Raw genomic sequence first — 20,812 nt, forward strand, 5'->3', positions numbered from 1 at the left:
ATTATCAAACCACTCCACTCTGTAGCATTAAATTATTGACAGTATGCTGTATAGTACACTAGCTTCTTCACACTTAATTATGGATTGGTTTAGTACAAAGGATGTCTCTATGAATACTCTGTTTGTTGATCCGGATATTGCAAAAGCATCAACCATAGCTTCACAATTTTATACCTCACCGGATTGGTTTGAATTAAGTAAAGAAAAAATATTCAGTAAAACCTGGCAATTCTGCCTTGGTACCGATACGTTGAATACCCAGGGAACTCTCGTACCACATACTTTACTTCCTGATTTTTTGAATGAACCGTTACTCTTTACCAAAGATGAACAAGGCATTACACGCTGCTTAAGTAATATTTGCACGCACAGAGGTAAAATTCTGGTAGATCACCCCTGTACCTCGCATAAAATAAAATGTCCCTACCATGGCCGTCGATTTAATTATCGTGGTGAATTCCTCTATATGCCTGAATTTGAACAAACTAAGGATTTTCCTTCACCTCGCGAACACCTCACCCCAATCCCTTTCAATACGCTGGAACCTTTTATTTTCGCATCTCTGGCTCCAACAGTTCCTTTCAATGAAGTATTTGCTGATATTAAAGAAAGATTGTTCTGGCTTCCTATGGAGCAAATGCGTCTTGATAGAGAGCGCTCCAGAGATTATATGGTTAAAGCACACTGGGCTTTATATTGTGAAAATTATCTGGAAGCCTTGCACATCCCTTTTGTCCATTCTGGATTAAGACAGGTCATTGATTGTACTACCTACACCACTGAGTTGTACCGATACAGTAATTTGCAACTGGCATTAGCTCGTGAAGGAGAAGAATGCTTCGCGTTACCAAGGGAATCTCAGGATTATGGAAGGCGAGTTGCGGCGTATTATTATTGGATATTCCCTAATACCATGCTGAATTTTTATCCATGGGGCTGCTCTGTTAATAACGTTCAACCTATCAGCCCCGAGCTGACTAAAGTGTCTTTTTTAACCTATGTTCTGGATAAAACAAAACTGGGCAAAGGCGCAGGCGGAGCACTGGATCAAGTAGAACTTGAAGATGAGGCAGTTGTAGAGTCCGTACAAAAAGGAATCAAATCACGTTATTATGATACGGGGCGGTTTTCACCAACAAAAGAACAGGGTACTCACCATTTTCAACGTTTACTGTGTGAATTTCTAAATGATTCCTGAAAAAAAAGAAATTATTGAACCATTCCTGTGCCTATTTGTTAAGCGCTATTCTTTTTTGTCCCCATTCATGAGAACACATGACAGTAAATCGGATGGAACTCGCTGTTTAACAGGATATAACAAAACGTTATCACCATGATAACCCCTACCTAATGGTTGAATGAAACCGTTCTTTCTATACTGGGTTCGTCTAATAACTAAAAGGAACCCAAAATGAGACAACAAATAATCGAAACAATCATCAAAGCGAAATTAGCCAAAGGAATCACCCAGCACAAATGTTGTCGTGGGATGCATGGTTAACGAGTTAAAATTTATATCTCACCGGAACACAATACAGGTGCTACAGAATGAATCATCTACCCCAATTAAATGACGTACTCAATTACAAAAATCCAGCGGTAATCAAACGCTTTCAAGATAACTATCCTAAAGAAGCTTCACGAGCGGAACAACTGTTTTCTGAGATGCTGCGTTATTTATGGTTATGTGAGAAACATTCCTGGGATTTAATACAGTCTCCTGACAATCCTGACCTGCGTTTTATTCCGGTGATGCATGAAGAAATGCGTACTATAGATAATATGTGGCATGAATTTATATTAATAACTCGAGATTATCATGATTTTTGTCACCACTATTTCGGCCACTTTCTGCACCATGAACCCAATATGAGAGAGAGTTTGGCCTATTCCGAATCCCAATTCGTTGAGTCACTTACCTTATTCCTCAATTACGTTTATAAGGTATTAGGTGAAGAAGTGCTCAGGAACTGGTTTGCAGACCATCTTCATGAAGCAGCTTAACGGTATTTTTAATGGCTTTAATTAATTCTTTTAAAGCCATTATATCACGTTGCTCTGGGCGATAAGCCAAGTATATTTCATCCAGGTAATTGGGCATGTTCGCTACGGGCTTTAAAGCATATTGTACTGTTCGAACAACACTATACGGTAAAATTCCAATCCCTGTACCGCTAGCAAGCAAACTGGCGATTACGTCCAGATTACTGCTGGTCAATAACCGATAATTGCTTCTCCCCTGTTCACGGAGAGTGCTCAGGATCTGTTGCGTTTGCATTAATTCTGGATCACAAATGATCGTTCCCCCCTGCTCAAATGACCACTGATAATCATCTGCCTGCCAAAAGCCGACTTCATCCCTATATAATTTGTGTAGAATAATTCCCGGATGTTGTACGGGATTAACCACTATCCCTACATCTATTGACATCTTAATGACTCCCTCAACAATCCTTCTTGACAGATCATGAACCAATGCAATTTCCAAATGAGGATAATTCGCTACAAAATCAGGGAGTAAATGCGGTAAAAGATGACGTGCCACCGTGGGATGACACCCCAGAGTAATGCGGCCCTGTACTTCTTGACATGAAGCCAGACTTTCCGATTTAACTCGTTCCCATAAAGTTAACAACTCCTTGGTATGCCGATGCAACTGGCAGCCGGCCTTGGTTAATTTGACGCCGGTTTTGACTCTCAGGAACAAGGGTGTTCCTATAAAGGTTTCCAGACGTTTGATTGCCTGACTTAATGAGGGCTGACTGATGCCAAGTCGTTCCGAGGCTCTGGAAAAATTAAGCGTATGACAGACTTCATTGAAATAATATAATTCTGTTGATGATGCAAGCATACATTGTCCCCTTTCATTCCAGCCGCTGAAACGCTGCTATCGATTTTTGATCACCCCGACAACTCACGTCCAGCATTATTTTAAATGCCTGCCCGTTCATCAAAATCAGAACATGGATTCAGAATAACAGCACATAACATGTTCCTGCACTACAAACATAAAAAGCATAGCCCCAGCTCAATGCCTCCTAGAATAATGACCTATATAAATAAGAAAAGAAAAATTAAAACCGTCATTGAGTTAAGTAGGGACGTCCATGGTGTTATTGAGCATGCTTACAGAAAAAATAACTCGAAACCCAGGCTCTAAAATCTGCCCCAGTGGATTATGCGACAATTCGCTGGCATAGACCAATTCTCTTAATTCCATCAGGTGTTGATAGCTGCTTCTGACTCCAGATAATGTACTGACTAACTGGTTCAGATTATCCCTATACTGATTGATATACTTCATGAAGACCTCATGAGTATAAGCATCATTAGCTAAATAGTCTGCCAACAAAGTTGCTCCTTGAAATTGAGCACTGTTCTCCCGAAGATTATTTAAAAACGAGTTCAACCAATCTCCAGTACTCTGCTCGGGCAGAAGCTTTAATAAATCACAACGTTGTGATGAAAAAAGTGGATGAGTAAAATCCACCATCAGCACTGACTCAGCAAAATGTTTGTTGATCACGTTTTGATGAATCAATTGGTGAATCATCTGAATGCCCGCCTTAGCGTTAACGGGAGTAAGCCATGCATGATCGGCATCCCGTAATGTGGTTTCAGGAAATTGCATGTCAAACTCCTGAAGCACTTGCTCATAATCCTGACGGGAAACCGATACATCGATACGCCCTAATAAAGGATGCAACCAAAATGACGAGGGTATAACTATTCGACGATCTGATTGCTCCGTACTGGACTCTATATTGATTTCAGTAGTACAAAATAAGGGGCGTAGTTGTTCCTGTAACGATAATTTCTTTTGAAACTGTGCCATAGACTTGCTTCTGGCCAATTTCTCCAATCCAGCGGATACATCCTTGGTAAATAAAGCGGCATCTTCTACTTCATTTAAGAGAGCCTTAACCTCATTATCCGGCGAGTTAGGAGTCAGGATTAACGGGCGACGAACAGTCCACCAATCATTATGGGGTTTCTCTAATTCTTTCAGGATTGGGCCGCCTGAATTATGACATGCGGAACAACGCATGCGATGACCAAAATGATGTTCTTCCTTTGGGGTATCCCTGTACAACCACTTATTATCTTGATATGCATCCGCTGAATCACCTCGATAAAACCAACGAACAGCATTATGTTCTATACCTCTAAGCTCATAAAAATTATAAAACCCTTTTTGTTTATCCCAGGCAATAGCCTCTATCAATAATTTACGAGGTTCAGATTGTTGATCCAATATAATTTCAGAATCATGCACATCGGTAAAATACCCCAGAAATAAATCGCCCCGAGCAATTAAACTACCTCCAGGTAACCTGCCAAAAATGGATTCAAAAAAACTGAAACTACCCTGGTAAGGATTATTCCTCCCACGATTGGCTACCATGCTGATCTGCTCATGCATTCCATTTTCATCAATGATTTTTTTAAGCTCATGAATAGTTACAGGACAGGATGTTGCGCTTGATAACATGACAAACAAAGGATCATGCATGATGCGCCCTAAAGGCTTATTGTTCATATAAACCATACATTTTGCATGAGCCAGTGAAGAAATTAATATTAATCCAACCAATAATTTTCTCATTGCATTCCATCCTTATAATTGATGAGAACACTGTATTTGCATCCCATTAATAAGTAAAATTAATTAATTTTATCAAGTGATTAGTTTTATTTATGAAACTCTCCTCACGGCAATTAAAAGCTTTTGCAGTAACGGCCCAAACACTCAATTTTTCCAAGGCAGCCCTGCAGTTGCATATTACTCAGTCCGCATTATCGCAACGAATTCAAAAACTGGAGGATCGCCTCAAGAATGCCTTATTTATAAGAGGAGCAGGCGGTATAAAATTAACCAACATTGGAGAGCACCTACTTCGCTATTGTACAACTCAAGCGAAACTGGAAGAAGAATTTCTGATTCATACTGGATTATCCGATTATCAAAAGTTGGTCGGCACCATCAGAATTGCAGGCTTCTCAACAATCATGGAGTCGCTCGTCATTCCTGAACTCGTGGAACTACTTCAAAAAGCACCCCAATTAAATCTTGAACTTCATTCAATGGAACTCAGAGAGTTAATGCCTGCATTGGAGGAGGGCAAAGTTGATTTTATCATTACACAAGCTCAAGTACCCCGACCTGAAATTGACTATGAGTTACTAGGATACGAACTGAATGTACTCATCACATCAGCAACACAAAGCTGTCCTGATGATGTATTCCTGGATCATGATTATGAAGATACAATGACCTCAAATTTCTGGCGCATGCAACACTCTGGGCCAGAGTCATGGCGAACATTTTACCTGGATAATATTCATATGATTCTTGCCGGAGTAAAAATGGGACTGGGAAAAGCCATTGTCCCGATTCATCTGATACAAAAAGATGCTGCTTACTTGATTATGGATGAGTTCAACCCTTACCCTACACCGGTATATCTGGCCTCATTTAAAGGGAACGCACAAACTCTGCTGCATCAGTCACTGAAAAAATACCTTAGCTGCATTTCAAAAAAACTATCAAAGTGATCCATCATTCTGAAACTGCACGAATACTGCCAAGTTTGGCATTTGCTTCCACTGTTTCATTGACTAATGTATTTCCATAACCTATCCATGCCCCTTTTTTGATTGTCGTACCGGGACCGATTGTAGTGGCCATCCCTATAAACACGTCATCTTCAATAACCACAGGGGACATAAAAACAAGGCTGCCCACATCGGAATGGCAACTGATGCTGACACCGCTCCCTATTGTGACATTTTTTCCTATTGAAATAAGAGGAGTATCGACCAGATCAATATCATAAGAATTCATTATCTGAAATGAAACCTTTGCTCCCAATGCTCGCCAATACAAAAATTTCAAAATATTGAACGATTGAATGATAAAAATTAACCCGGTGATTTTTGCTGCTCGGGACAAGGCAAAATGACAAAACCAGGCGATCATCATTCGATTCAATTCCCGTTTGTAGCGCCCTGGTTTTAATTTGGGTAAACTGATTCGGATTAAAAAGACAATCGCGATTAATGTAAAAAAAAGGATAAGGGGTGCCAAAGGGAGGACAAGCCAGGTTTTTGAGTAACCGTGATAAACAAATAAACCGGTCATACTCATGGCCACAACTGCCGGCATCAAACTTAAGAAAAAAGAAATTAAATCAATGAAGAGAAGTGAAGAAACGGTTACCTGATTTTTTTTGGTGGATTTTTTACGGTTGGTTTTCTCTGTCATGACGCAGAATTCCTTAGAACTTATCTCATTTACACGAAGCAGCAGTTAATGGTATCCATAGTACATTCAAAAAGAGAAATCTGAAAGTGACCCGGGTGAATCCATCGTTCACCCGGAGGCGCGATCATTCTGTTTTAGCTTTATAATTATCGCTGTATTGCTGACCTAACATTTTGGCCTTGACCAAATCATCAGCACTGAGTGTTTTCTCAAGCTCACTCAGATTTGGAGATGCCTTATCATAGCCATGATTAACTGCAGCACTAAACCAGGCATAGGCCATAACCGGATCCGCTGCTATGCCAATCCCATCACGATAATAAACACCCAATTGGTTTTGCGCTTTACCGTATCCTTGTTCCGCTGCCTTACGCATCCAGAATACTGATTGCTCCAGGTTTTTACCTACCCCGTCTCCATAGAAGTACATATCGCCCAGATTAAATTGCGCGTTAGCATTCCCTAAATCAGCACTTTTTTGATACCAATAAGCTGCCTTTTGCAAATCTGTCCTTCCCAACTTACCTGCATCGTATAAGTAGCCCAACTCTAATTGAGATTTGGCGTGATTTTGTTCCGCTGCTTTTTCGAAATATTGAGACGCTTTATTAAAGTCCACAGGAACACCATCACCCTGCTCGTACATTAAACCAAGATTATACTGAGCGCTGGCATTTCCCATATCTGCTGCCTTGGAATACCAGACTATCGCTTCTGCTTTATCTTTTTTCACACCCGTTCCGGTGTCGTAGTCATAGCCAATCGCTAAAGCCGCATTGGAATTACCTAATTCTGCTGCTTTCTTATACCAAATCATGGCTGTTTCAGCACTCTGAGGAACGCCTGATCCGGTATCGTACATATAGCCCAGACCGTATTGACCGTCGGGATTATTCTGATCAGCCGCTTTTTGATACCAGGTCAGCGCTTTTTTAAAGCCTTCCGGGGTATTTAGGTACCAGTAAAATCCAGCCAGAAGTACCTGCGCGTCTACATTACCCTGATTTGCGGAAGCCAGTAATAATTGCTCTGTCTTGTCCGCATTATAAGCTACCCCCTGAGCATTGTAATACATTTTTCCGAGCAGATATTGGGCCTTGGCATCACCTTTTTCTGCTTCAGGGCTAAGTAAAATAAAGGCCTTTTCATAATGCTTCTGGTTATAGGCATCTTCGCCTTCCTGTGTTGTTGCAAAGGCATAAGAGCTCATTAATGTAACCAACGAAAGCGATAAAATATATTTTTTCATGTCCATGTTAGATACCTTATTTTAATTAGCTATCGAATTAAAGTATATTACAAAAATCAAACATTGCACGATATTAAAATACAAAATGATTCAAAATCTTGCATATTGTTATTATAAATAATTCAGATAGATTAAATTAAAATAAGGAAAGGCATCACCTTTCCGCAATAACCTGTTGGGAAATTAATTTTGGTTTTGTTTGGGCATGAACATCTGCCAATAATTCATCCTTAGGTACTTGAAAGAAGGTCATAGAGATCACTTCGCCAGTCTCCATACTGTGAGCGTAAGTAGGACTAATGTGCATTAAATGACGATGCAATTCAGCCAAAATTGAATCAGGAAGTTCTAACTCATCATCTGTTACAAGAACAATTCGGTTCCCAACACTATTACGCGCAAAAAACCAGTGAGGAGCCATTTTAAAATCAGCCGCCTGCACCATAGCCTGCAGCTCCTGACCAGTTATAGCGCAACTTTCCAATTTCAATAATTGAGTTTTGTAACAAAAATTCAATCTGGGTGCTTTATTCAAGTACCCCGTACATCGCACAACATCTTTTAGACGATAACGGACAAATCCCATAGCAGTAGTCAAAAACACCTCATACTTGACACCAACCTCCAACTCCCAGCTCTGAAGCAGGTTACTTTTATCAAGCTCCTTGCCCTCTTGGATAAATTCGACAATATGAGCTCCGGGATGCAAAATACCGCCCAATACCCCCTGTTCCAGCGGCACAGTCAGCCAGCCTTCCGTGGCAGAATAAGTGCCATCAACCAGACTGATTTTATCCCCCATTTTGTTTTGTAATTGCTGAGCGGGGAGCTCACAAAGCCCTGAAGTCCAGCAGCCTGCGCACTCTAGTGAAGGCCAAAGTTCAGTAAAACTCAGGGAAGATTTTTTCGCTGCCAGTTTCTTTAAATAATATTGACGAGCCTTGGTCACCTGAACAGGAGGCAATTCGTTCGGAACCGCTCTTTCGCCCGTTAAATAAGGGAGATAGTGATGAAAACCATCCACACAGCGGCTATAGAACGTATCAATAACCATGGGAGTAACTGCAAACATCGCACTTAAATCACAAGCCAAAGCATACAACGGAGCCCATTGTTCATAAACCTCATCATTAGCAAACACTTCATCTGGCATCGCATAGAATCGCTTAATAAACGAAGGCAGATGACGGTAGTTAAAATTACTAATCCATCCGGAAGGAATCCCTGCCGGGGTTGATTTATTCGTGTTTACAGCGACCAGATACACCAGTTTTTCCTTGAACAAATTTTTAAACCGCTGAGTCAGAGAGTATATATAAGGCGGCATGGTTCGTTGAAACTGTTTTTGAAATGAAGCGGTAATTGGAAAAAATTTTCTGGCGCCCGCTGTTCCTGAAGTCTCTGACCAAAAAATCAAAGGTTCACCATTGAAAGGTTGAGTTTGCGTATTCTGAGCCGCTAATAAAGGCGCCTCATAATCCTCATAATGGGTTATTGAAAACGCATCAAGTTCTAAAGATTGTTGCTGTTCAAGAATCGGAGGCCAATAAGTTGATTTGCGTAATAAAGGGAGGATTTCCTTAGTCCACAAACGATCTCGTGCCTGTTCAGGAAATTGGGTATCTACAAGAAACGCTTTGTATTTATTTTTTGTTATTGCTGCGATTAACATCTTTCTCCAATTCATTCCTGCTACTCCGCTATCTTCGTTGGAATTACAGCAAACAATTTATTTTGCTGATAAAAAGTACTTAAATGTTCTGCCATCTTTTCCTGCAACCCGCTTTCCATTAAACGAGTTGAATCCAGTTGATTCAAGATGAATTGTATCGCTAAATTGAGCCAGTCAATCTCTTTTAATTCCTCACCCAGTGAGTTGTGATTATGATACCAAAACAGCAGACAACAACAGGCTGCATAGATCCAGCAATAATGTTCTGCCAAACGAAAAGCGGCCAGACTTCGTGGATCAAAAATCTTTTGCTCTCTTAACTGATTAACCTGTTGATCCAATTTTTTTATTTCATCTCGCACAGCAGCGATAAGATGATTGATCGGCCCACATTCGAGTTGCATCAATCCTGCAAAGACATCATCTTCCTCATGAGTAAAAAGACTCAAATTATTGCCATCAAACGGAGGACAAGGTAGTTCTAGTTGAAACATTCGCTCCAGTTGTTCCGGATCAAGCAGCTTATTAGTACCACGCATCCGCGCCTGAGGTAATAAATTACCCGCAATAAGGGATAGATTAACTTGAGTACTTCCATCAAATAGTCCCACGACCTGGATGTCGCGTCTAATCTTCTGATATATGGCCCACGAGGTGGTTCTTAGAAACCCCCTGGCTCCCAATATAATTCCACACTGCTCCACGAGATCCTCGCAAAGATGGGGAATTAAAAACTTGATAATTGCAGACCAAAAACTCATTTTTTCCGGAAACACAGTGCACGCCCGCATCACACAAAGAGAAGTGCAGTCCGCGATTAATAATTGGGTAAACAAGGTTCCCAATCGCTGTTTTACTGCAGGGATTTCATAAGCAGCTTTGCCATACAGTTCTCTGTCCAAACTAAATGAGAAAGCCAAGCGCAGTGCAGTATCAGCACCGCCTACTGACAAGCCAGCACAGAGAGTCCGCGAAATTTGAAAGACCTTATATGTAATTTCCAAACCTCTTTGTGCCGTTCCGATTAATGCCTCTTTGGGCAATCGAAGCTTGTTCAGGTGAAAACCACTAATATCCAACCCTCTGACACCATGGGTCAGCAGTTTGGGTATTGGTGTAAGACCTTGTTCTATTGATGATTTATCAATTAAAAAAAGACCAAATCCTAATAATCCCCCTTGTCCATGAGTTCGACAAAGGACTGAAACCAAATCCCCCTCAGTAGCAAAATTAATGCACCATTTTTGTCCTGAAAGTTCCCAGCCGTCCTCAACAGGTAGAGCAATAACTTCATTTGAAGCTAAATCTGATCCATGCTCCTCTTCGGTTAAAGCCAATGCAGCAATACTCCCCTTCAGGATACGTTCCTTCAAAAAATTATTCTGTTCCTCTGTACCGGCAATCCAGAAAGGCAAAGCACCAAGAAAGGATAATCCCAGAGCAACTGCAGCAGTAATGTCTCGTCTGGCAATGACTTTACTCAGCAAGTACACTTCATCCAGAGTATGCAATGAGCCGCCTATATTTTGAGGTATGATGTATTTCATAAATCCCCAATCCCTGATGTAATTTAACTGCTCCCAGTCGAGGGATTCCTGCTCATCGTGAACCAGGATCTGCATGTAATTAACAGGTGTTTTCGTGTCTTGAGGATTACCCAAATAGCGTTCAAAAGACTCTAATAATCGGATCAAGTCATTAAGAGATGGCATGAATATTCCTTAAACAATTGAATGACGCGCATCAGGCATTTGCTGCATTTTTCTATATAAAAATTCGATATGTTGCGCCAATCGAGCGCGTATCTGCATGGGTTTAATAATTTCATCAATTATTCCCAAAGAGTAAGCCTCCGCAAGCGACTCATCTATTGAAGATGCTGGAGCTGAATCGGGATCAATTTTGTGCTCCTGAATCTGACCATCTGTCGTTTGAACTTTTTTGGTTGTTTCTTTACCCATTACCCCTAAACTTGCCGTCTCCAAAGCTAAAACCAAATCTCCATTCTGAGATTTGGTTTGCATCATTAGAAACGCTGCTGCGCCATAGCATTTTCGTACAACAACACTCATCCTCGGCACTCGAGTCTGCATGGCCACACACAGCCTTGCCCCGTGTTGAAGTAATCCTTTTTGCTCTTCTCTTTTACCCGGCATAAACCCTGGCACATCAATCAACGTCAGTATAGGAATTGAATACGCATCGCATATTCGTATAAATTTTGAAGTTTTTTGTGCCGCATCAGAATCAATAGCTCCACTAAAGCGTATGCTTTGATTGGCAACCAACCCAACTGCATATCCGTTAATACGAACAAAGGCACATATCATTGCCTGTCCATAAGAGCGCTTATATTGGATGATTTCAGAATTATCAACAACCGCATGAATCAAATCGAGCATATTAAAAGGCAAGCGGGGATTGGCTGGAATTATCGGCATAGGCTGCACCGGTTCATGTGGTGAGTGCAGTGGAGGCAGTTCATTCGCATGAGAAGGTAAAAAATTCAACAGCAATTTCACGTGATTAATTTGAGCGGCGGTACTGTCATCGACAAAATCGGCTATCCCTGTAGTCGTAGCATGCATTCCTGAACCACCCAACTCACTCATTGATACCTTTTCACCTATAGCTTGTTGGACTACCATTGGGCTCGTGACCATTAGATAACTGCGGTGTTTATTAAAAAACACTAAATCCATTAATACTGCTGAATAAGCAGGAGCCCCAAGAGTAGGCGCAGAAATGACTGCCAGCTGAGGAACTAATCCAGATAATGAAATGTTTCTACTGATGATTTGGGTGTACTCATCGCCACTTAACAAATCCAGAGAGATTCCTGGAGAGGCCAAAAAAGCAATTACCGGGATTCTTAATTCTTTTGCCTTATCCATCAGACGAACGATTTTTATAGCGCCCTCACGAGTCACATAACCGCGATTCTCTCCTGGATTGTGGGCATACACAGCAACAGGTCTATTATTGACTTTTGCCAGCCCGGTAATCACTTCCGCGCCCATTTTCAAGTGAGGCTGATTTTCAGGGGCATACTCGGGGCACAATGGAAAAAAACTATGGGCATCAACCAAATGCTCTATCCATTTCATGGAAGCCTTTTCAGAAGACTGTACGGACATCTAACCCCCTAACTGAATTAAAAATAAATCAACTTAGTAAAATATAGACTAATATAAAGGTAATAAATTAACACTCATTATGAATTTTGTAACAAAAATATACTTGATTTGCTTCTACAAAAAAGTGTAGTTTCATTAACCTATCATCACCCAATCGTTTGGAGAGGTGAACTCACATTATGGATATTTTAAAACCTAATATTCGCTTTAATATTTCTGCGACGTCAAGAAGCTTACCTGAATCTGGCCCAATTACCAATTTGGAAATCCTTCAAAATTTCCCGCGAACGGCAAAACAATCTCCGGCTTTTCTTCAAAAATTCGCTGAAAAAATAGGTGAAGAATTTGGTTTTTATACACGGTACTGGTGTCATAAACCTTGGGGGTCTCTGGATGCGTCACGAAATCTAACCGCTGAATCCCTTGCAGCCGAAGCAGTTAAAAAGCTCATTATGCGGTATAAACCGGAACACATCGCCGCTTTTCTTTTAGGTTCCACAACGAATAAACGGTTTACTGGCTCCCAGGCAGCGGCTGTCTTGGGAGAATTAGGGTTAAATGCACCAGCATATGATTTAAAAACAGGCTGCTCAACATCCCTATCCACCTTGCATTTAGCCTATGCGTTAATGGCTTTAGGTTATAAGAATGTACTGGTCAGTTGTGCTGAGACGTTATCAAAAGTCATTGATCCCGAAAATGAAAAAACCTGGATTGGCCTGGCAGATGGCGCTGCCGCTTTATTCCTTGAGCAATCCGATCAAGGTTCCTTTACAGTTGAACAGAGTTTTTTTTCAACAGATGGCGCCTATGTTGAGGCATTCACCACTCAAGGCGTCTTTCCACCGACCCAGGAGCAGTTAGACACTATTGGCTATCATTTGCTTGGTGATGAAGCGTTGTTAAAAGAACTGGCTTATAAACAATATAACGAAATGTTGACCCATATCCTCCCTACAGAACAGCAACGAAATGAAATTACCTGGGTAATCCCGCATCAGGTTAACCGTAAATTAATCGATCTTCTTCTGGAGGAACATCAATTAAAAAATACAACCGTACTGTGGGATTCCGACACCATTGGAAACATTGGAGGAGCATCCATAGCCTATACCCTTGCCAGAGCGGTAGAAGAAAATGTATTGGACAGATCAGGAAAAATTCTATTAATGAGTGTCGGTGGGGGCTTGTCTTATGCTGCACAAGTACTGCAATACACCAAAAATCAATCAAGCCAGGAATCTGTTTAATATGGAACGAACAGTCGAGATACCAGGAATCAATCATGAATAAAGAATTGCAAGAATGCCAATCTTTAGTTGATGTTTTAAGATTTAGAGCCCTAAGCAGCCCTCAAAAAATCATCTGCACTTTTCTGAATAAAGAGACAGAACAGACCATGACTTATGCTGAACTGGATGAACAAGCCAGGGCCATAGCCGCAGCATTGCAAGAGCAGGGGCTAAACAAAGGGGATAGAGTGCTGTTATTATTCTCCCCGGGATTACCCTTGATACAGGCTTTTTTTGGTTGCCTGTATGCCGGTTGTATTGGCGTTCCTATTTATCCGCCTGCCCAGGAAAAATTACTTGAAAAAGCACATCGCATCATTAAAAATTCCAAACCGGGTTTGGTATTATTGACTGCCGCACACCTGAAACTATTCACTGGAACAGATTCAAAATCAAAAGGAAGTTTTGCTCAAATCCCCTGTCTTGCAGTGGACTCCATTAAATCAGAGCAAGGTGCTCATTGGCGTCCACTTGAACTGAATAAAAACGACATTGCCTTCCTTCAATACACTTCAGGATCTACCATGCATCCTAAAGGTGTGATGGTCAGTCACGGAAATTTAATCCATAACCTCGAACTCATGTGCACCAGATTTCAGGTTAACGAAAAGAGTGTCTTGTTCAGTTGGTTGCCGCCGCATCATGATATGGGTTTAATTGGCTATATTCTAACCCCAATATACAAGATGCTTCCTGTTATTATGATGTCTCCCTTTTCCTTTATTGAAAGTCCTCTATCCTGGTTAACCAATATTACTAAATATAAGATAACCATTAGTGGAAGCCCCAATTTTGCTTACGATTACTGCGTTAAACGGATAAGTGAAGAAAAAAAACAGGGGCTGGATTTAAGTTCCTGGAACATCGCATCAAATGCCGCAGAGCCAGTCCGTAAGGAAACCATGGAACATTTTTATCAAGCCTTTAAAGACTATGGTTTCCAAATGGAAGCCTTTTATCCCTGTTATGGTTTAGCAGAAGCAACATTACTGGTGACTTGCGGAACTCCGGGAATGCGCTTCAGAACACTCACCCTGGATAAAGAATATTACCAGGATCATCGTGTTCATTTTGTAGAAGAAAATAGCCCTGGGAGCCATGTTTTGGTTGGTTGTGGTGCATTGGCTCAAAACGTTAAAATTGTTGATCCAGATACCTTAATACCTTGTGAACGGGATCAGGTCGGTGAAATCTGGGTTCATGGCGAAAGCGTAGCCCTGGGTTACTGGGAGCAAAAAGAAGAAACAAAACATGCGTTTCACGGCAAAATCAAAGGCGACGATACAAATTTATCCTATTTAAGGACTGGCGATCTGGGATTTATTCACGATGAAGAACTTTATGTTACCGGAAGAATCAAAGATTTAATTATTCTTTATGGAAAAAATCACTATCCTCAAGATATAGAATACAGCCTGATTCACTCACCCTTACGTCCCTTATTAAGAAAATGTGCTGCATTCGTGATTCAGAATGAGCAAGAATACGAACTCACCGTAGTGTGTGAGATCAAAAATGAATTAATGGATACTGCAGCCCAGGAAGAATTATTTAACGCCATATTCAAGCTCACTTATCAAACACATCAACTGGAAATTAATAGAATCGTACTCATTCCTCCTCAAGCAATTCCCCATACGACCAGTGGAAAAATACGCAGAAATTTCTGTCGAAACAGTTTATTGGATCATACTTTGCCAGTCATTGCGACCTGGCAATTAAGTAAGAACAAGGAATAAACACATGCGGTTTTTATCCAATAAATATCCTGAAAAAACAGCACTTATCGAGGGAGAGTTAAGCTGTTCTTTTGCGCAATTACGCAATGAAATAAAGCATCAGGCACTGCAATTGCAACAATTACCCAAGGGCATACTGTTGCTTACCGCTAGCCACAGTATCCAGTTTGTTATTCAACTTCTCGCTGCATTCGCGATTGAGAAGCCTGTAGCCCTTATTCCAAATGCCTTAACAGAACAGGAACTGCACAGCAGACTGGCTATTCTGGATACTGCAATGACAGTGGACAGCCAAGGGAATTTATTGGCATTTTATGAAAATAAAACGACCCAACATCATCCGGAATTAGCGTTAATCCTGTTTACATCTGGCACAACAGGCCAGGTAAAAGCAGTCCAATTGTCCGCTAAAAATATTGAAGCAAATTGTCTGGCGGTCATTAAGGCACTGAACTGTTCCCAAATTGAAAGTCAATTGCTCTTTTTACCTCTTTCCTATTCTTATGGACTATTAGGACAACTACTGCCCGGTTTACTGTGCGGTATCACTACCCGGCTGATAGCACAATTTACAGACATAAAAAATTTACTTGAAGACGGCCCCATTCCTCAAATGTGGAGTGGAGTCCCGTCTCATTGGGTAGCCATCAGTAAAATGGCCTCTCTTTATCCAGAAAATACCGACCAAATTGCCGCAATTGTTTCTGCAGGTGCACCCCTGCCTATAACTTTACGAAAGGAACTAAGAAACACATTTCCCCAAGCCATCTTGTACAACAATTATGGTTTAACTGAAGCATCACCAAGAGTCCTCACTTATTCAAGCCAGGATCCCCTTTTTTTTGAACCATATGCTGGTTATCCAGTAGGAGACTGGCAAATAAAGGTATCCGAAGATCACGAATTAGTAATTCAAGGCAGCCAGATGATGTTAGGTTATTTGGGGGAAGATAAAAATGAAAAGATACACAATGGCTGGCTGCACACCGGAGACATTGCCGAGATACTTCCCAACGGATTGGTCGCAATCAAAGGACGGCGTGATACTCAAGTGAACATTGGCGGGGAAAAGGTGAATTTGACTGAAATAGAACAAAAATTGTGTCAAATGGATGGGATTAAAGAAGTCATTGTGTTACCTATAGAGGATGAGCTTTATGGCACCCGATTAATCGCGTGTTTCGAACGAGGTACTCTCCCCGCCAATCGGACGGAGCAACAGCTCTCTGAGCGCATTCAGCAGCATCTACTTCCCAAAAAAGTACCCATTAACGCATGTATTCTGGACTATTTACCACGAAATCCTCACGGTAAACCGGATAGAAAAGCATTGCTGGCAAACAAAATGACTTTTGATCATAAGGAATCACACCATGTTGAGCGATAGAATTCAAAACGCTTTTGAACGAATTGGCCTGGGGAATCTTCCGCAAGACCAGCATGCGCCTCTCGAACAAGGCGGGCTGGATAGCTTGATGCTGGCCTTGTTAATTCTGGAACTGGAGCGTGAGTTTAAAATTAAAATCCCGGTCATCCCCTTGGTAAAAGAACATTATGAAACCAGAGCAAGCATAGAACAACACCTCACCGATCTGGGGGCAAAATGAATCTTTTAATTACCGGAGGTTCCTCAGAAATTGCCCAGGCGATAGCCAAAAGACGTATTCAAATGGGCGATACCATCATTATAACTGCCTCTAATGAACAGAAACTGAAGCAGACCTTGGAACACTATGAGGCTCAAAAAATGGATGTAACGGGCTTTGTTTATGATTTTGCTCATCCAGAAGACTGTGAAAAAGAATTAGATCGTTTAATTCAGCAACCGATTGATGGATTAATTCTTAATGCCTTCACCCGAGTCACTCAACTACGCAAATTGCATGCACTGCCTTACTCTGCAGTGCGTAATTACATTGACACGAATATCAATGGCAACATATGGTTGATCCAAAAAGTCATTTCGTCCATGTTAATTAATAAATTGGGGCGATTGGTTCTTGTTTCAAGTTTGTCATCGATAACTGGAACAAGCCGCTATCCTGCTTATTGTGCAGCAAAAGCGGCGCTGGAAGGATTGTTCTTAAACTTAGCCGTAGATTACAGCGCAAAAAATATATTATCCAATATACTGAGAGTGGGCTTGATTAAAACGTCACGGACAGAACAGTTCTGGAAAAATCCGGCCTATCAGGAAAAAGTATCAAAAATTATTCCACAAGGAACCATGGGAGAGCCGGCTCAAGTTGCAGAAGCAATGGATCCTCTTCTTTCCCTGACTTCGTTCATGACCGGTTCAGTGGTGACCGTAAGCGGCGGATTGCCTTTGATGAGTTCTGAGGGAGTATTGTCATAATGAATTTTTTTCGTGCAGAAAAACCCATATACCTTAAAGGTCCATACGTTGCCCTGCCTGAGCGAGTAATGAGCAATCAGGATGTGCTGAATTGGATGAACAGTACTCAAAACCCGGCCTTGATTGGATTTTCCACCGGAATCAGAAATCGACGCTGGGTCAATGCAGAACAAGCCTGTAGTGATCTGGCGGTTAGTGCTGCTGAGCGGTTGTTCTCTGAAAAACCTGATGAAAAAATTAAAATAACCCAAGTTATTCTTGCAACCATCTCCGGGGATTATATAGCACCGCCTACAAGCCCCCTGATTCAATATCGGCTAGGATTAGAACACGCAGGAGCTTTTGATGTAGGCGCCGCTTGCGCAGGTTTTGTCGTAGGTTTGCATACCAGTGCCGCTCTTGCCCAAGCCAGTTCAGGAGCCGTATTACTCATAGCCAGCGAAATTCGCTCCAAGTTCTTAAATAAGAATAATTTTGCCACCAGTGTTCTGTTTGGAGATGGTGCCGCGGCTTGTAGTGTTTCCCAGGACGTAAAAGACGCTGAATTTCGTTTTCTTGCTTCAGCATTATTTGCGGATGGTGAGGTCAGTGATACCGTTTCAACACCCGCAGGGGGATCACGCTTGCCGGCAGCCTTGTGTACCAATCCGGATCAATTCCATATCACCATACGTGAAAGTACCGCCCTGTTTGTGAAAGCCGTTCATGGAATGGTTGATAGCGCCCAAATGTTTCTGAAAGAACTGGCGCTGAGTCCAACAGATATCGATTGGCTGGTACCTCATCAAGGCAATAAAAATCTGGTTCTGTCGGTTGCAAAACAATTGGGTTTTCCTGTTGAACGAGTCATCAAGACTGTTGAGGAAACAGGTAATACTTCCGGAGCAAGCGTAGGAATAGCCCTCGATGATTTACGAGTCAATTCGCCTATACAATCTGGAGACAAAGTACTTCTGGTCGCCGCCGGAGGAGGAGGAATTGCGGCATGCGCATTACTCGAAGTTGTTTAGACCATTGAGTCCATTCTATTTCATCATGCTTCATCAGCAATTCATCATCCAGAATAGTGCGTCATCCCGAGCATCATAAGAAAGCGCTTCATCCAGACACGAAACGAGCTATATACAGCTTTGTTTCGCCCTGTCATTTTATTGTTGCGTAAAATCGAATAAATTTTTATAGGTATGAAATTTCATTGCATCTTCTTCAGAAACCGGAATCTGGTAGTCTTCGCTCAATATCGCCAACAATTCTACAATTTTCAAAGAATCTAATTGCAAATCCTCTATTAGTGCCGTGTCATCATTAATCTCGTCTGCTTTCGCCCCGGATAATTTACAAACAATTTCTTTTAATTGTGCGTCTGTTATTTTCATAATGTCCTCTTAATTTGAAGGCGACTCGTCGCGAATCGCCAAATAATACCATGCGGCTAATGAAGCTAATCCCAATACCAGTAATATTATAGCCAAAGAAAACTGCCCGAACCCTTTAAATGCAGCAATCCCGCCGCTAGTAAAGGCAGCACTCAAATCCTGCATGCTGGCATACAATGCCCCTGCCGTTCCAGCCATGTTCGGAAATGGATGAAAAGCGCCTGCAAAGGCGTTAATGAACGTAAAGCCAACTCCTGTGCTAAACAGTGCTACAGGGATCATGATCCCCAAAACATGGGTTACTCCAGCCACAGTAAGCAAGAACAGACTTAGTCCGCCTATAATCATCAACAGCACTCCGGTAAGTACCATGTAAGAGATGCCTTTAAGCATCACTAACTGACTGTTTATGATACCACTCACACAAATGGCCCCTGCAATAAAAAAGGTCAATTGCCCAAATTCTAGTGGACTTAAGCCTAATCTATCCTGAAATAAAAAAGGACCAATCGTAAGATATGAAACCAATCCAGCACAAGCAAAGCAGGCACAGAGAGTATAGCCTAAAAAGACTTTGTTGCTTATCAAGGTACGATAATTAGCTCCCATGACCTTTAATTTCGTTGCATCAGGATTAAGATTTTTGTTGGTTTCTGGAAGAGTTATGAGTGCCATGCTCCATACGGCAATGCCAAATACAATTAAAAATAAAAAATTAGCTCTCCACCCGGCATGTTCTTGTATGTATCCGCCCAATGTGGGAGATGCGACCATGATAAAAACGCTCACTATCCCAACGTAAGAACCGATTTTTGCCAGCAGTCGGTCAGTAAACAAATCACGGATTAATGATCGCCCTACGGAATTACAGCACCCAATACCAAACCCCTGTAACAGGCGACCCCAAATTAATACCGTTGTCGAGGGTGCCATAAAACAAAAAATACTGCCAATAATGCTCAACCCCACACCGAACATCAGTGGCGGTTTTCGTCCTATTCGATCCGATAAAGGTCCATAGAACACATGGGAAATACTCAAACCCAACATGAAAAAAGTCAGGGTTAATTGTAGCGTTGCTTCACTGCTCTGAAAAAATTGAGTCATCGCTGGTAAGGAAGGAACATACTGATCCATAGTCATTTGCATCAATGCCATCATGAATAAAATGGTACAAATCAAGATTGGTTTTATATTTTGAGCATTCTGTTTTTGGTGCATCAATTGTCCTTTAAGTGGTATTTCATTATTAATGAAAAATCTGTTTTACAAAGTACTCGCCTTGCAGTTACTTTAAACAGATAAATGAATAAATATCAATATCATGAATTGGATTGACCAAAATCTGTTGACCTTACAAAAGCGAAGAACCACTCCAAAAAACAAAACATAAAGCTCCATTATTGTATAAATTGGCACTTTATACGCTACATCCCTATTTTTTATGCCCAAAAAATAACTTTGGTTCTAATGGGCGGCTGGAACAACTATGTCTCAGTTCAGTAGCCTGGTTTTATGCCCAAACTATAAGCTTCGATTTAGAAGCTTGAGAAACCATGATCCTGTTTGCGAGCAAACAGGCTACAACTCCTATTCTCCCGCGATCACAGCCGCGGGAATTCGCTTGATATGTGAGAATATGCTGCATTTCGAATTTCCGCGGCTCTGACCCTGAGAGATCCTCACAAAAATTAACCATAGTGAGGATTCTCATGGTGCGTGAGAA

The 20,812-nt window shown here is 41.4% G+C and carries 18 protein-coding genes; 9 read left to right on the forward strand and 9 right to left on the reverse strand.

Annotation, left to right across the window (positions count from 1 at the left end; all coding sequences use genetic code 11):
• Positions 1-109 precede the first annotated feature (109 nt).
• Together G543_RS0108195 and G543_RS0108205 are read left to right on the forward strand one after the other, a co-directional pair.
• Entirely contained in the window at positions 110-1,198 is a 1,089-nt protein-coding gene (locus tag G543_RS0108195) for an SRPBCC family protein (protein ID WP_028384095.1), read from the forward strand.
• Positions 1,199-1,548: 350 nt separating this feature from the next.
• Complete coding sequence (locus G543_RS0108205) at positions 1,549-2,004, forward strand: glycine-rich domain-containing protein (RefSeq protein WP_028384096.1); 456 nt, start codon at positions 1,549-1,551, stop codon at positions 2,002-2,004.
• Here the strand turns inward: G543_RS0108205 and G543_RS17475 are convergent.
• Both G543_RS17475 and G543_RS0108215 read right to left on the reverse strand, forming a co-directional pair.
• Positions 1,964-2,851, reverse strand: a complete 888-nt coding sequence (locus G543_RS17475) for a LysR family transcriptional regulator (RefSeq protein WP_051190650.1) — start codon at positions 2,849-2,851, stop codon at positions 1,964-1,966. The two genes, G543_RS0108205 and G543_RS17475, sit on opposite strands and share 41 nt — an antisense overlap.
• A 240-nt stretch (positions 2,852-3,091) precedes the next feature.
• Positions 3,092-4,606, reverse strand: coding sequence for a hypothetical protein (locus G543_RS0108215; RefSeq protein WP_028384097.1), 1,515 nt, complete (start codon positions 4,604-4,606; stop codon positions 3,092-3,094).
• Between the two features lie 92 nt (positions 4,607-4,698).
• On the opposite strand from G543_RS0108215, the gene G543_RS0108220 reads away from it, so the two are divergent.
• Entirely contained in the window at positions 4,699-5,556 is an 858-nt protein-coding gene (locus G543_RS0108220; protein WP_028384098.1) for a LysR family transcriptional regulator, read from the forward strand.
• A 4-nt stretch (positions 5,557-5,560) separates the two neighbouring features.
• On the opposite strand, the gene G543_RS0108225 is transcribed toward G543_RS0108220, so the two are convergent.
• From G543_RS0108225 to G543_RS0108245, 5 genes are all read right to left on the reverse strand, one after another.
• Complete coding sequence (locus G543_RS0108225) at positions 5,561-6,265, reverse strand: DapH/DapD/GlmU-related protein (RefSeq protein ID WP_028384099.1); 705 nt, start codon at positions 6,263-6,265, stop codon at positions 5,561-5,563.
• A 124-nt stretch (positions 6,266-6,389) separates the two neighbouring features.
• Complete coding sequence (locus G543_RS0108230; protein WP_028384100.1) at positions 6,390-7,520, reverse strand: SEL1-like repeat protein; 1,131 nt, start codon at positions 7,518-7,520, stop codon at positions 6,390-6,392.
• Positions 7,521-7,668: 148 nt separating this feature from the next.
• Entirely contained in the window at positions 7,669-9,201 is a 1,533-nt protein-coding gene (locus G543_RS0108235; protein WP_028384101.1) for a GH3 family acyl-acid amido synthetase, read from the reverse strand.
• A 5-nt stretch (positions 9,202-9,206) separates the two neighbouring features.
• Positions 9,207-10,898: an acyl-CoA dehydrogenase family protein gene (locus tag G543_RS0108240; protein ID WP_028384102.1), complete on the reverse strand. Its 1,692-nt coding sequence runs from the start codon at positions 10,896-10,898 to the stop codon at positions 9,207-9,209.
• A gap of 9 nt (positions 10,899-10,907) precedes the next feature.
• Complete coding sequence (locus G543_RS0108245) at positions 10,908-12,323, reverse strand: acyl-CoA carboxylase subunit beta (protein WP_028384103.1); 1,416 nt, start codon at positions 12,321-12,323, stop codon at positions 10,908-10,910.
• A gap of 179 nt (positions 12,324-12,502) precedes the next feature.
• Here G543_RS0108245 and G543_RS0108250 point away from each other — a divergent pair, with 179 nt between their 5' ends.
• Genes G543_RS0108250 through G543_RS0108275 form a run of 6 tightly spaced genes read left to right on the forward strand, consistent with a single transcriptional unit; the run spans position 12,503 to position 18,720 of the window.
• The gene (locus G543_RS0108250; RefSeq protein ID WP_028384104.1) at positions 12,503-13,573 is read left to right on the forward strand and encodes a 3-oxoacyl-ACP synthase III family protein; all 1,071 of its coding nucleotides are present in this window, start codon (positions 12,503-12,505) and stop codon (positions 13,571-13,573) included.
• Positions 13,574-13,608: 35 nt separating this feature from the next.
• Positions 13,609-15,354, forward strand: coding sequence for a fatty acyl-AMP ligase (locus tag G543_RS0108255; protein ID WP_028384105.1), 1,746 nt, complete (start codon positions 13,609-13,611; stop codon positions 15,352-15,354).
• Between the two features lie 4 nt (positions 15,355-15,358).
• Positions 15,359-16,741 carry a class I adenylate-forming enzyme family protein gene (locus G543_RS0108260; RefSeq protein WP_028384106.1) on the forward strand — a complete coding sequence of 461 codons (1,383 nt, stop codon included), beginning with the start codon at positions 15,359-15,361 and terminating at the stop codon, positions 16,739-16,741.
• Positions 16,728-16,961, forward strand: a complete 234-nt coding sequence (locus tag G543_RS0108265; RefSeq protein ID WP_028384107.1) for a phosphopantetheine-binding protein — start codon at positions 16,728-16,730, stop codon at positions 16,959-16,961. Before G543_RS0108260 ends, G543_RS0108265 begins: the two co-directional genes overlap by 14 nt.
• The gene (locus G543_RS0108270; RefSeq protein WP_028384108.1) at positions 16,958-17,710 is read left to right on the forward strand and encodes an SDR family NAD(P)-dependent oxidoreductase; all 753 of its coding nucleotides are present in this window, start codon (positions 16,958-16,960) and stop codon (positions 17,708-17,710) included. Before G543_RS0108265 ends, G543_RS0108270 begins: the two co-directional genes overlap by 4 nt.
• Positions 17,710-18,720, forward strand: a complete 1,011-nt coding sequence (locus G543_RS0108275; protein ID WP_028384109.1) for a 3-oxoacyl-ACP synthase III family protein — start codon at positions 17,710-17,712, stop codon at positions 18,718-18,720. The genes G543_RS0108270 and G543_RS0108275 overlap by 1 nt, the downstream gene beginning before the upstream one ends.
• Before the next feature lie 138 nt (positions 18,721-18,858).
• On the opposite strand, the gene G543_RS0108280 is transcribed toward G543_RS0108275, so the two are convergent.
• Positions 18,859-19,086, reverse strand: a complete 228-nt coding sequence (locus tag G543_RS0108280) for an acyl carrier protein (RefSeq protein ID WP_028384110.1) — start codon at positions 19,084-19,086, stop codon at positions 18,859-18,861.
• A gap of 9 nt (positions 19,087-19,095) precedes the next feature.
• On the reverse strand, positions 19,096-20,307 hold the full coding sequence (locus G543_RS0108285; protein WP_028384111.1) for a multidrug effflux MFS transporter: 1,212 nt from the start codon (positions 20,305-20,307) through the stop codon (positions 19,096-19,098).
• Positions 20,308-20,812 lie beyond the last annotated feature (505 nt).

Source organism: Legionella moravica DSM 19234, assembly GCF_000423305.1.
GTDB lineage: Bacteria > Pseudomonadota > Gammaproteobacteria > Legionellales > Legionellaceae > Legionella > Legionella moravica.

Bases quoted from the DNA above. Each gene is read 5' to 3' on its own strand.
- G543_RS0108195 (WP_028384095.1), top strand. From the start codon at position 110: ATGAATACTCTGTTTGTTGATCCGGATATTGCAAAAGCATCAACCATA.
- G543_RS0108205 (WP_028384096.1), top strand. From the start codon at position 1,549: ATGAATCATCTACCCCAATTAAATGACGTACTCAATTACAAAAATCCA.
- G543_RS17475 (WP_051190650.1), bottom strand. From the start codon at position 2,851: ATGCTTGCATCATCAACAGAATTATATTATTTCAATGAAGTCTGTCAT.
- G543_RS0108215 (WP_028384097.1), bottom strand. From the start codon at position 4,606: ATGAGAAAATTATTGGTTGGATTAATATTAATTTCTTCACTGGCTCAT.
- G543_RS0108220 (WP_028384098.1), top strand. From the start codon at position 4,699: ATGAAACTCTCCTCACGGCAATTAAAAGCTTTTGCAGTAACGGCCCAA.
- G543_RS0108225 (WP_028384099.1), bottom strand. From the start codon at position 6,265: ATGACAGAGAAAACCAACCGTAAAAAATCCACCAAAAAAAATCAGGTA.
- G543_RS0108230 (WP_028384100.1), bottom strand. From the start codon at position 7,520: ATGGACATGAAAAAATATATTTTATCGCTTTCGTTGGTTACATTAATG.
- G543_RS0108235 (WP_028384101.1), bottom strand. From the start codon at position 9,201: ATGAATTGGAGAAAGATGTTAATCGCAGCAATAACAAAAAATAAATAC.
- G543_RS0108240 (WP_028384102.1), bottom strand. From the start codon at position 10,898: ATGCCATCTCTTAATGACTTGATCCGATTATTAGAGTCTTTTGAACGC.
- G543_RS0108245 (WP_028384103.1), bottom strand. From the start codon at position 12,323: ATGTCCGTACAGTCTTCTGAAAAGGCTTCCATGAAATGGATAGAGCAT.
- G543_RS0108250 (WP_028384104.1), top strand. From the start codon at position 12,503: ATGGATATTTTAAAACCTAATATTCGCTTTAATATTTCTGCGACGTCA.
- G543_RS0108255 (WP_028384105.1), top strand. From the start codon at position 13,609: ATGAATAAAGAATTGCAAGAATGCCAATCTTTAGTTGATGTTTTAAGA.
- G543_RS0108260 (WP_028384106.1), top strand. From the start codon at position 15,359: ATGCGGTTTTTATCCAATAAATATCCTGAAAAAACAGCACTTATCGAG.
- G543_RS0108265 (WP_028384107.1), top strand. From the start codon at position 16,728: ATGTTGAGCGATAGAATTCAAAACGCTTTTGAACGAATTGGCCTGGGG.
- G543_RS0108270 (WP_028384108.1), top strand. From the start codon at position 16,958: ATGAATCTTTTAATTACCGGAGGTTCCTCAGAAATTGCCCAGGCGATA.
- G543_RS0108275 (WP_028384109.1), top strand. From the start codon at position 17,710: ATGAATTTTTTTCGTGCAGAAAAACCCATATACCTTAAAGGTCCATAC.
- G543_RS0108280 (WP_028384110.1), bottom strand. From the start codon at position 19,086: ATGAAAATAACAGACGCACAATTAAAAGAAATTGTTTGTAAATTATCC.
- G543_RS0108285 (WP_028384111.1), bottom strand. From the start codon at position 20,307: ATGCACCAAAAACAGAATGCTCAAAATATAAAACCAATCTTGATTTGT.